This window comes from Caballeronia sp. Sq4a (assembly GCF_023170545.1).
Lineage (GTDB): Bacteria > Pseudomonadota > Gammaproteobacteria > Burkholderiales > Burkholderiaceae > Caballeronia.
Window position 1 is genome coordinate 1,077,882 of the sequence record NZ_CP084251.1, and the last position, 16,818, is coordinate 1,094,699.

17 protein-coding genes are annotated in these 16,818 nt (G+C 61.3%); 4 read left to right on the forward strand and 13 right to left on the reverse strand.

Going from position 1 to position 16,818, the window contains the following annotated elements:
- Positions 1 to 14 precede the first annotated feature (14 nt).
- The 3 genes from LDZ24_RS18920 to LDZ24_RS18930 all read right to left on the reverse strand — a co-directional run bounded on the left by LDZ24_RS18920 (position 15) and on the right by LDZ24_RS18930 (position 4,014).
- Positions 15 to 1,838, reverse strand: a complete 1,824-nt coding sequence (locus tag LDZ24_RS18920; RefSeq protein ID WP_248322730.1) for an alkaline phosphatase — start codon at positions 1,836 to 1,838, stop codon at positions 15 to 17.
- A gap of 159 nt (positions 1,839 to 1,997) precedes the next feature.
- On the reverse strand, positions 1,998 to 3,068 hold the full coding sequence (locus LDZ24_RS18925) for an FUSC family protein (protein ID WP_248322731.1): 1,071 nt from the start codon (positions 3,066 to 3,068) through the stop codon (positions 1,998 to 2,000).
- A gap of 19 nt (positions 3,069 to 3,087) precedes the next feature.
- Positions 3,088 to 4,014, reverse strand: coding sequence for a LysR family transcriptional regulator (locus LDZ24_RS18930; protein WP_248322732.1), 927 nt, complete (start codon positions 4,012 to 4,014; stop codon positions 3,088 to 3,090).
- 111 nt (positions 4,015 to 4,125) lie between these two features.
- Here LDZ24_RS18930 and LDZ24_RS18935 point away from each other — a divergent pair, with 111 nt between their 5' ends.
- Complete coding sequence (locus LDZ24_RS18935) at positions 4,126 to 4,560, forward strand: VOC family protein (RefSeq protein WP_248322733.1); 435 nt, start codon at positions 4,126 to 4,128, stop codon at positions 4,558 to 4,560.
- Between the two features lie 89 nt (positions 4,561 to 4,649).
- Here LDZ24_RS18935 and LDZ24_RS18940 read toward each other — a convergent pair whose 3' ends face one another.
- Together LDZ24_RS18940 and LDZ24_RS18945 are read right to left on the reverse strand one after the other, a co-directional pair.
- The gene (locus LDZ24_RS18940; protein ID WP_206468832.1) at positions 4,650 to 4,934 is read right to left on the reverse strand and encodes a hypothetical protein; all 285 of its coding nucleotides are present in this window, start codon (positions 4,932 to 4,934) and stop codon (positions 4,650 to 4,652) included.
- A 216-nt stretch (positions 4,935 to 5,150) separates the two neighbouring features.
- Positions 5,151 to 6,515 (reverse strand): MFS transporter, encoded by a 1,365-nt coding sequence (locus LDZ24_RS18945; protein WP_248322734.1) that lies wholly within the window; start codon positions 6,513 to 6,515, stop codon positions 5,151 to 5,153.
- A 246-nt stretch (positions 6,516 to 6,761) separates the two neighbouring features.
- On the opposite strand from LDZ24_RS18945, the gene phnN reads away from it, so the two are divergent.
- Together phnN and LDZ24_RS18955 are read left to right on the forward strand one after the other, a co-directional pair.
- Positions 6,762 to 7,319, forward strand: a complete 558-nt coding sequence (gene phnN / locus LDZ24_RS18950) for a phosphonate metabolism protein/1,5-bisphosphokinase (PRPP-forming) PhnN (protein ID WP_248322735.1) — start codon at positions 6,762 to 6,764, stop codon at positions 7,317 to 7,319.
- A 142-nt stretch (positions 7,320 to 7,461) separates the two neighbouring features.
- Positions 7,462 to 8,208, forward strand: coding sequence for a Pr6Pr family membrane protein (locus LDZ24_RS18955; RefSeq protein ID WP_248322736.1), 747 nt, complete (start codon positions 7,462 to 7,464; stop codon positions 8,206 to 8,208).
- Positions 8,209 to 8,215: 7 nt separating this feature from the next.
- Here the strand turns inward: LDZ24_RS18955 and LDZ24_RS18960 are convergent, their stop codons facing one another.
- From LDZ24_RS18960 to LDZ24_RS18995, 8 genes are all read right to left on the reverse strand, one after another.
- Positions 8,216 to 8,524, reverse strand: a complete 309-nt coding sequence (locus LDZ24_RS18960) for an EthD family reductase (protein ID WP_248322737.1) — start codon at positions 8,522 to 8,524, stop codon at positions 8,216 to 8,218.
- Between the two features lie 39 nt (positions 8,525 to 8,563).
- Entirely contained in the window at positions 8,564 to 9,433 is an 870-nt protein-coding gene (locus LDZ24_RS18965) for an MBL fold metallo-hydrolase (protein ID WP_248322738.1), read from the reverse strand.
- A gap of 68 nt (positions 9,434 to 9,501) precedes the next feature.
- A complete protein-coding gene (locus LDZ24_RS18970; protein WP_248322740.1) occupies positions 9,502 to 10,398 on the reverse strand; it encodes a quinoprotein dehydrogenase-associated SoxYZ-like carrier in 897 nt (298 codons plus the stop codon).
- Complete coding sequence (locus LDZ24_RS18975) at positions 10,386 to 11,231, reverse strand: quinoprotein relay system zinc metallohydrolase 2 (protein WP_248322741.1); 846 nt, start codon at positions 11,229 to 11,231, stop codon at positions 10,386 to 10,388. Before LDZ24_RS18975 ends, LDZ24_RS18970 begins: the two co-directional genes overlap by 13 nt.
- Positions 11,232 to 11,405: 174 nt before the next feature.
- Positions 11,406 to 12,173, reverse strand: coding sequence for a hypothetical protein (locus LDZ24_RS18980; protein WP_371747437.1), 768 nt, complete (start codon positions 12,171 to 12,173; stop codon positions 11,406 to 11,408).
- Positions 12,170 to 13,048 (reverse strand): substrate-binding domain-containing protein, encoded by an 879-nt coding sequence (locus tag LDZ24_RS18985; protein ID WP_248322742.1) that lies wholly within the window; start codon positions 13,046 to 13,048, stop codon positions 12,170 to 12,172. Before LDZ24_RS18985 ends, LDZ24_RS18980 begins: the two co-directional genes overlap by 4 nt.
- 90 nt (positions 13,049 to 13,138) lie before the next feature.
- Complete coding sequence (locus LDZ24_RS18990; RefSeq protein WP_248322743.1) at positions 13,139 to 13,552, reverse strand: c-type cytochrome; 414 nt, start codon at positions 13,550 to 13,552, stop codon at positions 13,139 to 13,141.
- A 90-nt stretch (positions 13,553 to 13,642) separates the two neighbouring features.
- Entirely contained in the window at positions 13,643 to 15,451 is a 1,809-nt protein-coding gene (locus tag LDZ24_RS18995; RefSeq protein WP_248322745.1) for a methanol/ethanol family PQQ-dependent dehydrogenase, read from the reverse strand.
- A gap of 378 nt (positions 15,452 to 15,829) precedes the next feature.
- Between LDZ24_RS18995 and LDZ24_RS19000 the strand changes: the two genes are divergently transcribed.
- Positions 15,830 to 16,204, forward strand: coding sequence for a 4a-hydroxytetrahydrobiopterin dehydratase (locus tag LDZ24_RS19000; protein WP_248322747.1), 375 nt, complete (start codon positions 15,830 to 15,832; stop codon positions 16,202 to 16,204).
- The last annotated feature ends 614 nt before the right edge of the window (positions 16,205 to 16,818 follow it).

Here is a 16,818-nt window from a genome sequence, read left to right on the forward strand (position 1 = left end):
TTCGCGCACATCAATCAGACGTTGTCTTCCACCGCGATCGCCACGGCGCCCGCATTGATCGTCAAACGCGTGCGCTTCTGCAAGGGGTTTTGCGGCGCCGTGCCGTCTGGGTTCAGCCCCTTCACCTTGTTGTAGATCGCGACGAACTGCGTGGGCGTGACTGTCGCCGATGCATAGCCGATAGCGTCGTGGTCCGCATACAGCATGTCCGGATTGTTCTGCCTGATGAACGCATCCAGTGCCGACGATGAAGTGATGAGCGATGCCAGCGGCATCCCGGCTACATAGTTCGTCGCATCCTGAAAGAACGGGCGGCTGCTGACGCCCGCCGCCATGAGATCGACGAGCACCGGCGTGCCTGTCGCGGGATCGGGCACATCGCGCACGATGCCCGCCTGGAACGCGTGAAGATCGCCCGTGATGGCGATGAGGTTCGTGATGCCTTGCGCCTTCACGAACGATGTGAGATCGGCCTTGTGCGATGGATACCCGTCCCATGCGTCGCAATCCATCACGAACACGAGGTTGTCGGGCGCAGGGGCAATCGAACGCAAGTCGAGCCACAAGCGATTCATCATCACTTCGTTGCCCCATACTTTCCAGATGGAGGTCGAGGCTTTGAGCGTGTCTTTCCACCATTGCGTCTGCACCGGGCCGAGCATGGACGGAATGCGCCCGAGACGCTGCGTATCCGCCGCCTCGAACTGCGCGAGCACCTGTTGCGGCACCGCGTACCGCGAGCCGACAAGATCGTTGCCGTTCACCGGATCATGTCCCAGCTTCTGCGCGACAGCCGCTTCGCTGACCACATGATCGTCGCGATAGAGCCGCTCGTCGGTCATGACGAGGTGAATCAGCGAGCCGAAGTGAAAGTCCCGGTAAATGCGAATGTTGTCGTAGCTGGCGTTGTTGAGGTCGAACGACACGTCGCCCCAATCCACCGGCAAGTATTCCGCCCACGCCTGATTCGCATTGCGGCGTCGCGCTGTCTGCTGCACGTTCGCATTGGTGTATGTCTGGTGGTCTTGCCAGCAATCGTCCGAGAACTCGTGATCGTCCCAGATGGCGATCACAGGAAAGCGCGCATGAACGGTCTGCAAGCGCGCGTCGCCGCGATACGTGCGATAGAGCGTGCGGTAATCGGCGAGCGTGTTCGCATAGACGCCGCCGCCTGACATCGCGACGCCATCGGGCAAGGTGATCTGTGGATGCGCCGGCTCGGCGGCGTTCTTTTCGTTCGGACTACCGACGGTCTCGTAGATATAGTCGCCCAGATGCACGACGAAATCGAGGTCGGTTTCCGCGGCGAGCAGCGTAAGCGCCTGCCAGTGGTTCACGCTCCAGTTCTGGCAGACGAACCACGCGAAGCGCAGTTGGGCAAGCGATTCCGTGGCCGCCGCTGCGGTGCGTGTCGTGCCTGTCGCGCTGATGTCACTGCCGGCAATGAAGCGGTAGTAATAGGTCGTTTTCGCGCTGAGACCCGTGACCTTGGCTCGCACCGTGAAATCGTAGTCGGGAATGGCGCTGAGGGGCACGCTCGCCGCGAGCTGCGAGAAATCGGGAAGCGTGGAGACTTGCAGCGTCAGGGCGATTGCCGTTTGCGAGGCGCTGCTGGCATTGGCGACACAGCGTGTCCAGAACACGATGGACGTATCGCGCGGGTCGCCGCTCGCGACACCCTGCGCGAACGCGTACACGCCCGAAGGCGGTGGCGTGGTGCCGCCGCCCGCGCTGCTGCCGCCTTCGTCATCGCTCGAATGATGACAGGCCGCGAGCGTGCCGGACGCTGCCGCAACGGTATAGAACATGGACAACGACATAAAGCGGCGACGATCCATGACAGCCTCCAGGAAACGACGTGGCAGACAGACCATGCGCGCTCGATGTGTCGACTTCGAATCCGACCGGATAGCGGCTTACGGACGATGTGATGGCTTACACGCTACAAACAGCGGGTGTCAGTGTCAATACCAAACCGGTATAGAACGATCGTTCCATCAAGCATCGCGCTGTGGAACGGTCCGCAGAGGAAACACGAGCCTTGCACAAAGCAATCCGATGGTGCCGCCGAGAAGCGTCTCCCAGGCGCGCGCGGCGAGTAGCGGCACCGAATGAACGCCGCTCGCGGCCAGCGTCACGACGAGCGCAAAGGCGAAGGCTCCGCACGCGATGTCGTAGCGGTCCGGCAGCGCCATCGCGTAGACGATCATCGCAATGGCAGCCATCGCCCAGACGAGAAGCGGCGCATGCTCCGCAAGCGGCAAGCAAATGATTCCGATGGGCACGCCCACCAGCGTGCCATAGATACGCCTTCGCACACGGTCGGCCGTTCCCACCGCGGACGTCGCGACGACATAGACGCATGCCGTGATGGCCCACGCCGATTCGGCGAGCGCGAACGCCGCATTCAGCAGCGCGACGACGAGCGCGCCGCTCGCTGCTTGCAGACCCATGGCGAAAGCGGGCGACACCGCCTGTCTGCCGTAGACCGGCTGCGATGCGAGCGCAGGCGGCACCACAGATTGTTCCGCTGGTCCGCTCAAGAGACGCGGCACGATGGCCGCGAGCATGGCGATCAGCAGGGCGACCACGATTGCCCACGTATCCATCGGCGCGAGCTTCATCACGTAGGCGGCCACCTGGCCGATATAGAACTGCGATCCGATGCCAGCGCCCGTTACGCCAAAACGCTTCAAATAGCCCGCGAAAAAGGCCCCGGAGACGAGGATGAATTCGGCACCGCTGCGTCCGTGCTCGTCGAACCACGGTCCAAGCCATGCAACGGTGAACGCGCCGCACGCCGCCGCGAGGCACAGCACCGCGAGGTCCCGGCTCGATTCACGCCGCGTCGCGCGTGCCTCGGACACGCTCGCCCACAGCGCGAACGTCGCGGCGAGCGAGCCGACCGACACGCTTGCGGGCACGTCGCGCGTCACATCGTGCAAGGCGCCGATGGCCGCGGCAAGGCCATACGCCGTTACGAGCCGCAAGCCCTTGATGCGCCGATGCGTGCCGGGGTCCACGCGTTCGAACCATGCGGTCATTGCCAACAGGTAGCGAGCGTTCATCGCGATTCACCTTGTGCCTCTAGCTGCGCTTCTTCCGGGCGGGTCGTTCAACCGCCTTAGTTCGATCTGAACCCGTGCCGTGCGCGGCTGCCTCGGCGATACATTCGGCAAGCTGCGCCGCTGCGTCATGATCGGCGCGCCGCGCCCGCTCGACGAGACCGATCTCGCGATGAAACGTATCGTCGCCGAGATCGTGCGCTACGGTGCCTCGCGGCCACGCACCGATGCCCGCGGACTTCGGCAGTAACGCGACACCCATGCCGCGCGCGACGAGCTGCGCGATGCCATGCAGTTCATCGGCCTCGATGGCTTCTCGCACGGCAATGCGCTTCTTGCGCAGGAAAACGTCCACTTGCCGGCCGCCGAACGAACGCCGGTCGTATCGAATGAACGGCTCGCTCTCTATCAACTCGCGCCATGTCGCGCGCTTCTTTGCGGCCGGCGCGAGCAATACGAACGGCTCCGCGATCAGCGTGCGCCAGCGCAGTTCCGCAGGCAATGAAAACGGCGGGCGAATGATGACGGCCATGTCGGCTTCGGCGGCATCCACCTGTGCGAGCAGATTGAGCGACACGCCCGGCACGAGACGTATGCGCCACGCCGGCATGTCGCGCCGGAACGAAGCGATGGCATCGGGCAACAACGCAGCATGCGCCGATGCGATAGCGCCTACCGAAAGCGTGCCGCCCCGCCCTTCCTCGCCGCCGGGTTCGGCAAGACGCGCATAGAGCGCGATCAGTTCATCGGCGAGTTCGAGCGTGCGGCGCCCCGCGGCGTTCAGCGTCGCGGAGCGGCCGGTGCGATCGAACAGCGCAAAGCCGAGATGCGCTTCGAGCCGCTGCATTTGCGCGCTCACCGCCGATTGCGTCAAGCCGATATGCGCCCCTGCGCCCGCAAAGGTGCCGTGGCGGGCGACCGCCATGAAAGTCTTCAATTCGCGCAGCATGTGATTGATCGATTTTGTTGTTGCTCAGACCCGCAATTTATCGTTTTTCATGGATTTCGCTCATGAATACACTAGCGGCTTCTCTCGATCAACCCTCACGGACCTTCGACCATGAACACCCCGCACGACGCCATGCCGCCGTTTCATCTCGCGTTTCCCGTTCACAGTCTTTCGGATGCGCGCGCGTTCTATGGCGAACTGCTCGGCTGCCCGGAAGGACGCAGTTCGGAAGACTGGGTGGATTTCAATTTCTACGGGCATCAGATCGTGGCGCACCTTGCGCCGGACGAAGTCGGTCATCGGTCGACGAGCGCGGTCGATGGCGACGCCGTGCCCGTGCGCCACTTCGGCGTGGTGCTGTCCATCCCGCAGTGGGAAGCGCTCGCGGACAAGCTGAAGGCGGCCGGCACGCGTTTCATCATCGAGCCGCATATTCGCTTCAAGGGCGAAGTCGGCGAGCAGGCGACGATGTTCTTCCTCGACCCGTCGGGCAATGCGGTGGAGGTGAAGGCTTTCGCCAACATGGCGTCGCTATTCGCGAAGTGACTTTCCGAGCCTTCGCTCGCTCGCGCTGCAAAAGAAACGGGACGCCATCGGCGTCCCGTTTTTACATCATGCGAGCGTAATGCTTACGCTTACTGCCCCGAGCCGCTTGCGCTGACCGGCGCGCCGGGGCCGCCCGGCGTCGCGCTGTCGCTTTGGCCAGCGGTCGAGCCGCTGTTCGAGGACGAATGCGTACTGTGCGACTTCTTCTTCGAATGCGAGTGCTTGTGCGACATTCCGGAGCCCTGCGTGGTGGTCTGCGCGTTGTCGCCCGCTTGCAGGCCCGTGGCCGAGCTCGGCGGATTGTCCTGCGCGAACGCGGATGCGCAAACGAGAGCGAATGCGCCGGCGGCGCAGGAGAGAGCGATACGTTTCATGTCGAATGACTCCTGTTGGCGGTTTGCGAATGCGATAGTTGCAGCTTGTTCTGCATGCTGGCCGTCGAGTGATGAGAGCGACGGCTGGTCGCAAGACGTCTGGAGCATGGGGCGTGCCACGGTCTGACGATTCGCAAGCTGACAACCCTGCATCACCGTGACATCGACATGACAACGCGGCGCGCGTCACCACGCGCCGCGAATCGCACAACGAGTTCAGTGGCCCACTGGCCCCGTAGCCTTGAGATCGGCATTCACCGCGCGCTGCGGATGAGCGGCCTGTTTGATGAGGAGCGCAACCGCAGAGACGAGCCCCGCGACGGCGATCACCGCGAAGATGCCACCGAAGCTGAAATGCAGGCGCGTGAGTTCGGCAACGAGGAACGATCCGGCAATGCCGCCGAAGCGCCCGATGCCCAGCATCCACGCGACGCCCGTGCCGCGCCCTTGCGTCGGATAGAACGCGGCGGCGAGCGCGGGCATCGACGATTGCGCGGTGTTCATCAACACCCCCGCGAGGAACACCACCAGCACGAGCAAGCCGACGTTGCCCACGGCCTGTCCGATGCAGTAGACGCTCACCGCGGTCAATGCATAGCATGCTGCAATCACGCGGTTCGCGTTGAACTTGTCCATCAGCACGCCGAGCAGCACCGCGCCGACGCCGCCGAGCGGAAACAGCGCGGAAATCAGCGTCGCGCGTTGCGGGCTCAAGCCGGATTCCTTGAGCAGAATGGGCATCCAGTTGATCGATGCATAGAAGATCACGAGGCCCATGAAGTACGCGAGCCACAGCATGATGGAGCCGATCACATAAGAACGCGACAACACTACGCTCATGCCGCTCTGACCCTGCACGGCAGGCGCGGCTTCGGTCATGAAAAACGAGCCGGCGTGGCGAGCATCGTCGGAAATGCGGGCAAGGGTCGCGCGAATCTTCTCGACGGGCTTCGACTTCGCCACCATGTAGCGCACCGATTCCGGCAACGTGATGAGGAGCAGCACGGCAAGCGCGAGCGGCGCGACGCCGCCGAGGAACAGCACGCTGCGCCAGCCGAACTGCGGGATCATCCATGCCGCGAGGAAGCCGCCGAATGCAGCGCCCAGCGGAAAGCCGCAGAACATCAGGTTGATGAGCGTGGCGCGACGGTTGTCGGGACAGAACTCGCTCATCATCGTGACGGCGTTCGGCATGGCCGCGCCGAGGCCCAGACCGGTGATGAAACGCAGCGTCGTCAAATGCTCGAGACTCGCGGAATACGCCGACGCAAAGCACGCGACGCCGAAGACGATCACCGACGACAACAGCATCGCGCGGCGGCCGAGGCGGTCGGACAAGGGCCCGGACAGCAGCGCGCCCGCGGCGAGGCCGAAAAGCGCCGCGCTCAATACGGGCGCGAGCGCCGGCCGGCTGATGTGCCACTCGGTAACCAGCGACGGCGCGATAAAGCCGATCGCGGCCGTATCAAAGCCATCGAGCAGCACGATGACGAAGCACATGCCGAAGATGAGCCATTGGAACGGCGAAAACGGGTGCTCGTTGATGAACGTCTGCACGTTCACGTTTGGACTTCTGCTCACTTCATTCCCTTCCGAAAGAGACGATGAATGTTCGCTATGCGAACAGCGATTCACATAGCGAACTATGCGTTTCGCGTGAGAATACGGAATAGCCCCATGTGCCGCAACGCGGGGTTACCCGGAAATGAACGTGGTGGCTGACTCGTCAGACTGAATCGATATGCGCCGGCCGTAGCGATCCATACTCTCATCGCGAGTTGCACTCTACAATCGATTCTCGATCGCGAACATTGCACAGGACATCGCATGAGCAAGATGGAAAGCGCAAGGCTGATCTATGTCATGGGCCCTTCCGGGGCGGGCAAAGACTCACTGTTGGCGTTCGCACGCGAACGCGTCGGCGCACGCGTGATGTTCGCGCATCGGTACATCACCCGCGCCATGACCGACGGCGAGAACCATATCGCGCTCACGCCCGACGAATTCGCCTCGCGCCTTTCTCACGGCCTCTTTGCGATGCATTGGGAAAGCCTCGGTCTGCGCTATGGCATCGGCATCGAACTGGATGCGTGGCTCGCGCGCGGCATCTCCGTCGTCGTCAACGGATCGCGGCAGCACGCGCCTGAGGCGCTGATGCGTTATCCGGACGCATGCTTCGTCCATATCGATGCGGCGCCTGCCGTGCTGGCCGCGCGGCTTGCGAGGCGCGGACGCGAAGACGCGCGGCAGATCGAGGCGCGGCTCGCACGCAGGCCCGCGTTCCAACTCCCGCGTCATGCGCGCGTGGTGCATATCGATAATTCCGGCTTGCTTGCAGAAGCCGGCAGCCAGTTCTTGAGCATCGTCGGTCACGCTGGACAATAGCGCGCCGAATCGAACGCATTTTGCGCGCGCTTTCGAATCGGCCTTAACTCATTCGTGCAGTCACGCACGAAGGCGTTTAGATGCATACGTTACGGCCGAGACCTCGCCTGCACGCTTTCACCTGCGCCGATAGAATGAGCGCATGTCCCAATCCCAAGAGAATTCGCGGCGGCACGAGCCCGACTTGCCGCTTCATACCCCCAGCACTGCTTCGCTCGCTCTCGCTGCGGCTATCGCAATGGTCGCGTGGCTCGCCATCGCGGCGCAAACGGACCTGACCATCGCACGTTCGCTCGATCGCGGCCTGACCGTCATGGACGGCATCGCGCGCATGAGCAGCTACCTCACGAATCTGACGGTATTGCTCACGGCCTTCTGCTTCACGTGTGTCGCCACGCGCGCTCAGGCGCCGCTTGCGCGCTTCTTTCGTCAGCCGACGGTCGTGACGGCAGTCGTCGTGTATATGGTCTTCGTCGGCATCGCGTATAACACGCTGCTGCGCTTCTTATGGACGCCATCGGGCTATCGCGCGTTCGTCAATGAATCGCTGCACACGGTGGTGCCCGCGCTTTCCGCGTTGTACTGGCTCTTGTTCGTGCCGCGCTTTCATCTTTCGTGGCGGCGATGCGCGCTCTGGCTCGTCTATCCGCTGGGCTATCTCTTCGTGACGCTATGGCGCGGAAGCGAGTCGGAGTTCTACCCGTACTGGTTCATCGACGTGTCCGAGCTGGGTTACGAGCGCGTGTTTCTCAACGCCGCGATGCTGGTCGTGGCCTTTCTCGTGCTGATGAGCGTCTTTCTCGTCATTAATCACCGGCGCGACGATCTGCGCGTGCCCGATCCGGAAGTCGACTCCGACGACGTATCGGATTCGGGCGCGCCGCATTGAACGACGCTTAGGCGTCCTTGGTATCGAACATCAATAACTCGACGCCCGCCTGCGCGAAGTTGGACAAATCGCCGGCGGTTGCCTGGCCCTCCGGCGATTCGAGCGCGGATCGAATCGCATCGAGCGAATCGAATTCGAGCACGGCGACGAGGTGATACGGCGATTCGCCTTGCGCCACCGTGACTGGTCCCGTGCTCAACTCATAACGCCTGAGGCCCGGTAGCTTTTTGGCGAGCGGAGCGTGCGTCGATGTGTAATGGGCATCGAATGCCTGTTTGTCCGACGGCGTTTTATACAGCGCGACCAGCTTGGCCATGTCGTGTCTCCTTGGTGTGGGCCTGCTTGAAAGAACGGGCTACTGCTTTTCCAACTGAAGATAGATGCGTTGCACGTTCTGCGGCTGCGCGGTGATGTAGAGCTTATAGCCGCTGAATGCGGGCAACTGCACTGCGTGCATTGCCTGCGTGAGACTCATGCCGCTCTTATAGGCTTGCTTCACGGATGCATCGAGCTCGCGCAAATAAAGGCCTGTTTGCAGAATGGCGTCACCGCGCAAAGGCGGACCGAACGCGGGCACGACGGTGTTGAGATCGAGCGCACGCAGGTTTTCGAGCGCTGCGAGCCAGCCCGGTATCTGCTCGTTGCGTAGCTCGGGAATCCGGCCATTCGAAACCAGGCTGCCCGCGAACAGCACACCGGTTTCGGTATCGAGCACGGCCAGATCGCCCGGCGTGCTCGCGGGGCCGAAATGCAGCAATTGCAACTTGCGTCCGCCGTTCTCTATCTCAGTGGTCCCGTCGATGGTGCGGTCAGGCACGGTCACGCGCGAGCCCGCCATTTCATCTTCGCCGAGTGTCTTGCGCAGATTTGCAAGACAAATAGAGCAGCGATCATGGATAAGTTGCGCCGCCCGAACATGCGCGAGTATCGGCACGTTCCGGTCGCGAAAGGCAGCGGCGCCGAAGACGAATTCCGGCGCTTGATGCGTGATGATGACGAGCGTCACCGGCAAAGGCGTCACCTTGCGGATGGCTTCGATCATCGCGCGGCCATAGCGATAAGACGGCCCCGTGTCGATCACCGTCACCCCGCTCTTTCCGACGATGAAGCCGTTATTCGCGACGATGCCATGATTCTCCGGCGCCACCGCGTCCCCGGTGCCGATGAACGCGTACACGCCCGGCGCAATGCGCGTTGGCGCGGGCATGCCGGCGAGCGCGGCCATCGCCGGTCCAGCCCACGCACCGCATGCAATGAAAAGCGCGGCGATGACTAGCTTCGTGCAGCGCAGCGTCATTTCATTGCCGACGCTTGCCCGGCCGCTTGCGTCTGAATAGCGATCGCGCCTTCGAACTGCTTGTTCTTGGTGTCCTCGATATGCGCTTTCAACTCGCCATTCCCGGTCGGCAGAAAGTAGAAGCGAAAGTTCGGGTTCTCGCTGATCGAGAAGTTGACGTTCGCGGTCATCACCGGTTTATCCGCATAGGTGACGGCGACCTTTCGAATGAAATAGGCCGTCGCATAGTTGCGCGTGATCTGGTTCATCGCCATGCCCGTGCGGTTCGGGTGCCGTACCATCACTTGCGCGAGTTGCGGCTTGCCGGCGACCGCCGTGCCCTCCGATTGCAATCGAACCGCGCCTGCCGCGCGTTCGGCTGCATCGTCGTCCTTGTCGGCGGGTGCCGAACAACCGCCCGACGCCTTCACGAAGCGCACCGCGCTATACAGGTGCCCGTCGTTGGTTTCGGCGATGGCGCGCATGAACGTATAGTCTTCCACGCGCACACGCGTTTCGATGCTCGCCAGTCCCGACTCGGGCGTGAATTCGAAATAGCCCGCGTACGGCTCGGGATTCTCGTCGATGAAAAGGTAGATCTTCTTGATGTAATGCGCGGGACTCTGCGGGAACTGTGCGTTGATCGCGATAGGAACAACTGCGGCATCCGCCGCGCGCGCAGGAGCGTCGAGCGTGATGACGGATTCGCCATGCGTATCGACCGTTTGTCCCTTGAACGCGCCTTCCTTGAAATCGAGCCAGCGAGCGACCTTGTTCGGGTCGTCGTCCGGCTGTGCCGCTTGCGCGAGCGATGCCATCAACGCAAGCAGCGCGAACAGTGCGCCGCGCGCGCGCATAGAGCCAGGCGTATCGGTCATCATGATGCCCTCCATGCTGCCTGTTACTGCTCCCATTCGAGTTCCGCATAAGCCGCCGTCACATTGCGACGATGGTAGATCTCGTAGAGCAGCCACTTGTCGCGCTGATCGAGGCCAACGGTGTCTACAGCTTGTTGAATCGTCGCGCCGCGCTTGATGGCCTCGCGCACGTCACGCGCGAGTTCGGCAAGGTACTGCTCTTCTGCTTCCAGTGACTGCTGCCACGGCGGATCGAGCGGACCGTGTCCCGGCACGACATGTCGCGGATTCATCTGCTTGATACGTTTGATGTCTTCCAGCCAGCCGACGACACTCCCGTCCACCACCGGAATGCAGCGCACGAAAAGCAGGTCCCCGGTCCATAAGGTACCGCTCTTCTCATCGTATACCGTCAAGTCGTTGTTGGTATGCGCTGTTTGCCATGTCCGCAGCGTCAACGGACGGTCGCCGAGATCGAGCGTTGCGCTGCCATCCACCGTTTGCGTCGGCCTGATGATTTCACTACCTTCGGCGATGTCTCCGAGTTCCCGGTTCAGCGCGCGAAGGTAATTCTCCGCGCGCGACGCCTCCGCTTGCGCGAGTTTCACGCTTCCGACGAATTGCGGATGATCGCCCACGAACGCCGCATTGCCGAAGATATGGTCCGGGTGCATATGCGTGTTGATGACATAGCAGACCGGCAGCGGCGTGATCTGTCGTACCGCCTGCCGCAGCGCGCGTCCCTCTGCGAGCGTGCCGCCGGTGTCGATCACCGCCACGCAGCGCGTGCCGACGATGAAGCCCACGTTCGCGATATCGCCCTTGTTCGCGCGTGTCGCGATGTCATCGTGAGCGCGATGCGCGTATTCGCCGGGCGCAATCTGCTGCATGGAAAGCGGCGCCTCCGCGCGCGTCTGTCCCACAAGAAGCGCAAAGAGCGTCAACGTCTGCCATGCGAATGAAAACGCCTTTACGCGTACTCGCGCCGAAACACCCCACATCCGCGCGATAGCGTCTTCGCTTCCCGGCGCATGCGCAGTCGAGCGGCCGAGGCTCATGCGAAGTTATCGGCTCGCGCGCGGCACATTCCCCGCCTTTACGGGCGCGCCCGCAGGCGGCGACAGATTCTTCAGCGCCCCTTGATAAGCGATCGTTTCCTTTTGCAGCGGATGGGCGAAGTCGTTGCCCGCGCCCGGCACTTCGGTGCGAATCATGAGAAGACCGCCGGGCACATCGTCCGCGATCACGAACGTATAGCGCTTGCCCGTGTACTGTGCGAAGCGTTCGGCATTGGGATCGTTCAGGTAAGGCTGAATCACGACCTGATGCGCCGTCACATGCTTGCCGCCTCCGATTCCGAGGGCATCGCTCGATACGGGCGTGATCGCCGGAGCGGCTGCCAATGCGAGACGAAGGCGCTGCTGGAAATAGCGCCGCTGTCCGCCCGTCAATTGCTCCATCTCGGCAATGTCGTGCTCCAGAAAATAGATGATGACCGGATTGCAAGGCAGACCGCCGGGCACATTCACAGGACCGGTCCGGTCTGTCGCGCGCGCATCGTTCTTGCTGTTGCCGGGACTCACGACGAGCACGCGCACCGTATCGCTGACTTTCGCGGGCGGACCGGAATAGTCGACGGAGTAGTCCAGTTCCGTCTGCGGCTCGACGCCGTTCATATGCGGCTGAAGGAACACGAGGCGTTCGGCGGGCGCGATGTCCGCCCCCGGCGCCGAAGCGGGCGGCGGTGCTGCGGCCAACGCGCTATGCCCTTGCGTCAGGCCGAACGCGCACGCGATCACCATCGTGCAGAGAGTAACGGCAGGCGTTCTCATTGTGCTTGCGCGGGTTGCATCGGCTGCAGGGGCAGCAGTGGAACTTGATAGCTCGTCAATATCTGGTCGATCTTCGGCTGATTCGACGCAATCCAGTTATCGACCTTGTCGCGCCATGCTTTCTCTCCGTAGCGCACGCCCATCGAGATTTCGAAGTCGAAACGAATGCCGGGCTGCGGCGGGAACGGAACGAGCCTTACTTTGTTATCCGAACGATTGACGAAGTATCCGGCAATCGGTCCCCAGACGAACGCAGCATCGACGTTACCTTGCGACAGGTCGTGCTCGATCATCTCGCCCGGAAACGCCTCGGGATCGCCGCTTTGCCCTTGATACGACACCGCCTGCTCGATGAGGTTATTCCTGAGCAGCCAGTCCACGGCCGGGCTTTTGACGAAGATGCCGAGCTTCATTTTCCTGAGTTGATCCGGCGGCAGACTCATGAGGTCAGCGGGCGTCTTGATGTTCGCGTATTCCGGGCGATTCGGAAAGACCATCGCGTAGGTGGAATGCAGATACGGCCGCGTCGTCGCAGTCAGTTCGTAGCCCTTGGGTACGCCGATGATGAGATCGCACTTGTATTGCTCGGTATTCGGCACCTTGTCGCGCAGCGTATTCCTCACGAAACCCATGCGCTGCGGATAGAACGTGTATTCGAGCTTATAGCCGAAATCACTCGCCATCTGGCTCGCGATTTTGTTCTCGAAGCCTTCGCCTTTCTGGTTCGAGAGCGGCATGTTGTTCGGATCGGCGCATACGCGCAACACGCCGTCCGCGCCGTCGTTGTTCGGCAGGTTCGGCGGCGGACCGCCTGCGCCCTGCGCGAACGCGGCGTCGGTCGAAAGCACAGCAAGCGCTGAAAGCAATGCGGCCATGCGACCGGATCGCACCGTACGACTGGCCTTACGCTGAAACATGAAGCCTCCGGGAGTAGAAGCGGTCATCGTGCGCCGCTCGCGATGCCTTCACTTTGCATCGATTGCTTGCAGGTCGCCCGGATTGATCTTGCCGTCGGACCGTCCCTTCAGGTAGGTGTAGAGATTCTCCCAATTCTTCTGCATCATCTGGCTCGAGCTGAAGTCGGGCATGCCCTTGTCGACACGTCCGCCGAAGACCGTTCGATGAAATTCGTTCTTGTCGAGCGTCTTGAACGCGTCGACGAGAGAGGGACCGACCAGACCTTCCTGCTTCGCCCCGTGACACCGTTCGCACGCGAGCGCGCGCCAGGTACGCCATCCTTGCAGCGTATCGTTGTCGACCTTGTTGCCGTCGACGACCTGGTACGCCACCGGCTTCATCTCCCCTGAAGAGGTCTGAGCAAAAGGCGCGGATGACGCAACGAGCGCTATCGACAACACCAGGATGGTTCGGCCTATCATTCGCGTGTCTCCTTCAATATGTTTTTTTATGCAAGGCTCTGCTATGCGCGGCGGCACGCATGCCGCCGCGCAATCCTGCTCACGCCTGTATCAACTCGGGACAGCGAAGATAAAGAGCGTGCCGCCCAACGCCGTGTACTTCGCGAGTTCGCGATAACCGCCCACCGCACCGAGGCCTTCCGTCGACTTTTCGAGTCCCGCCGCCATGCCGATGCCGGCCCAGCCGCCGATGCCCGAATAAACGCCGACGTATTGCTTGCCCTGGTACTGATACGTGAACACGTTGCCGATGATGCCGGACGGCGTCTTGAACTTCCACAGTTCCTTGCCGTCCCTGATGCGTACCGCCTTGATGTAGCCTTCGAGCGTGCCGTAGAACACGATGCCGCCTGCTGTCGCCAGCGCGCCGGACCACACCGAGAACCGCTCGGGCTTGGACCATGCGATCTTGCCCTTGGCCGCATCCCACGCGATGAAGTTGCCCATCGCGCCGTTCTCGTTCGGGCCCGGATACATCGAGAGCGTTGCGCCGACGAACGGCTGACCCGACACGTAATCGACCTGGAACGGTTCGTAGTCCATACAAACGTGATTGGTCGGGACGAGGAAGAGACTCGAGTTCGGATCATATGCGGCAGGCTGCTGATCTTTCGATCCGAGCGCGGCAGGACAAATGTCCTTCACGTTGTGATCCGGACCCGCCTTCTGTGTCGAATAGCTCGCGTTGCGAATGGGCAGGCCGCTCTTGATATCGACGCTATCGGCCCAATTCACTGCCGGATCGTACTTCTGCGCGACGAGCAGTTCGCCGGTTTCACGGTTCAGCGTATAACCGAAGCCGTTGCGGTCGAAGTGAACGATCGCGGGCACTCGCTTGCCGCCGATGTTCAGATCCGACAAGATCATTTCATTGACGCCGTCATAGTCCCATTCGTCGTGCGGCGTCATTTGATAGACCCACTTCGCTTTGCCGGTATTCAGGTCGCGCGCGAAGATCGACATCGACCATTTGTTGTCGCCGGGGCGCTGGGTCGGATTCCAGGTGCCGGGGTTACCCGTGCCGTAGTAGACAAGGTTGAGTTTCGGGTCCCATGCATACCATCCCCATGTCGTGCCGCCGCCGTACTTCCATTGATCGCCTTGCCAGCTCTTGGTCGACGAGTCGGCGCCCACGGGCATCATCTTGCCGTCGGACCACGTCATGGTTTGCTGCGGGTCCAGCAGCATTTCATCGTCGGGGCCCGTGCTATAGGCCTTCCACACCTCCTTGCCGTCCTTGATGTTGTACGCCACGAGACGGCCGCGAACGCCGAATTCGCCACCCGAAATGCCGGTCAGCACCTTGTCGCCGAATACGTGTGGCGCGTTGGTGTTCGTCTCGCCTTTCTTCGGATCGCCGTTCTGCGCGCTCCATACGACATCGCCTGTCTTGGCATCGAGCGCGACGAGTTTGGTATCGGCTTGCTGGAGGAAGATCTTGCCGTCGCCATAAGCGAGGCCGCGGTTGACTGTGTCGCAGCACATCACGGAGATGACTTGCTGGTCCTGCTTAGGCTGGTATTGCCAGAGGAAGGTTTGGTCTTTCAGATTGACCGCGATGACTTTGTTGGGGAATGGCGAATGGATATACATCGTGTCGCCGATGACGAGCGGCGATCCTTCGTGACCACGTAGTACACCGGTGGACATGGTCCAGGCAACCTGCAACTTGCCGACGTTGTTTTCGTTGATCTGTTTGAGCGTGCTATAGCGGTGATTCGAGTAATCGCCCGCTTGCGCTGCCCAATTCGAAGGATTCTTGATGAGGCTGTCGAGTTGCGAATCGGCCTGCGCTACATAGGAATTCAGGCCTGCTGTCGCAACCACCGCCAGTCCAAGAACCAGGGTGCGTAAGTTCATGTCTCCTCCAGAATGGTGATGCCTCCGACCCAGGGATGACCACGCTACCGGGTTGCATCGCGCGCGCCTTCTCAATGCAGGTAACGAGCTACGCTGTGCCCGGTCATGGCCGAACGCATGCGTATCGACGCCAATTGCATATTCCATGCCGGTTTAATGCGCTCGTGCAGGTACTGAGATAACGCGGGAGTGACATGCTGTTCGCTCGCAATAGCACGCAAGCGTGCGGTGTATCGCGAGACATACTGTGTCAAATCCGCGAAATGCTGGCTTCGTTAGCTTGCTTTCTGATGCGCCGCAGCAGTGTTTGCGTCTGCTTGTGTGCCTTTGACGAAGACGCGCATACTGAATAACTCACGTCTTGCTCGAGACCTCGCCATGACTCAAGCCGAGAAGGTGTACTCCGATGCGGAAATCGCCGAGCGTCTTAGCGGCACGCTCAAACACTGGTACTTCGAGGATGGATGGCTCAGGCGCAAGTTCCGCACGGAAGGCTGGAAGGGCACGCTGATGGTCGTCAATACGGTGGGCCATCTTGCGGAAGCGGCCTGGCATCATCCGGACCTTACCGTTTCTTATGCCTTCGTTATCGTGAAGCTCAAGACGCATTCGGCCAAAGGCATTACCGATAAAGACTTTGCGCTTGCTTCCAAGATAGAAGAAGTCGTGCAGTGGCGGCCCTCGCTCGAGGGAGGGCCTCTTACCGGGACGCCCACCGATGATCAGCGGTTTCGGTATATCAAGTACGATTGATTTTTTTCCTTGTGGGGCGCATGGCGGTTATTGTCGTGGAAGTTGTATTCTTGTCGGTCTATTAGTGTTGCCCCTCCCCGGGGCCGGGGTCACTTTCTTTGCTGCTGCAAAGAAAGTAACCAAAGAAAGCAGCTTTTTTTTAGCCCGCAGCAATAACAGCGTGGTCACTCCGCAGAAAGACATTGGCACTCAGTTTGAGACAGCCTTGAATCACCTTCCACGCCCGCTGAACATTGACGTCATGCGAGCCCCTTGGCTCGTTAACACCACAGCCCATTTAGTGCTTCTCGCTTCAAATCGCGTACCGTGCCGCGCATGAGTTCGTTGAGGCGCGGACTTGCCAGCACTGAGTTCAACGTGTGACAAGCGCGCATATCGTTGCAAGCGCTCGGTGTTAACGAGCCAAGGGGCTCGGAGGACGTGGCGCTCAGCGGGCGCGGAGGGTGATTCAAGGCTGCCAACCGGCTGAGTGCCAACGTCTTTCCGCCGAGTCACCACGCTGTTATTGCTGCGGGCTAGAAAAAAGCTGCTTTCTTTGGTTACTTTCTTTGCAGCAGCAAAGAAAGTGACCCCCGCCCCGGGGAGGGGCAACGCCAATAAACCGACACGAATAC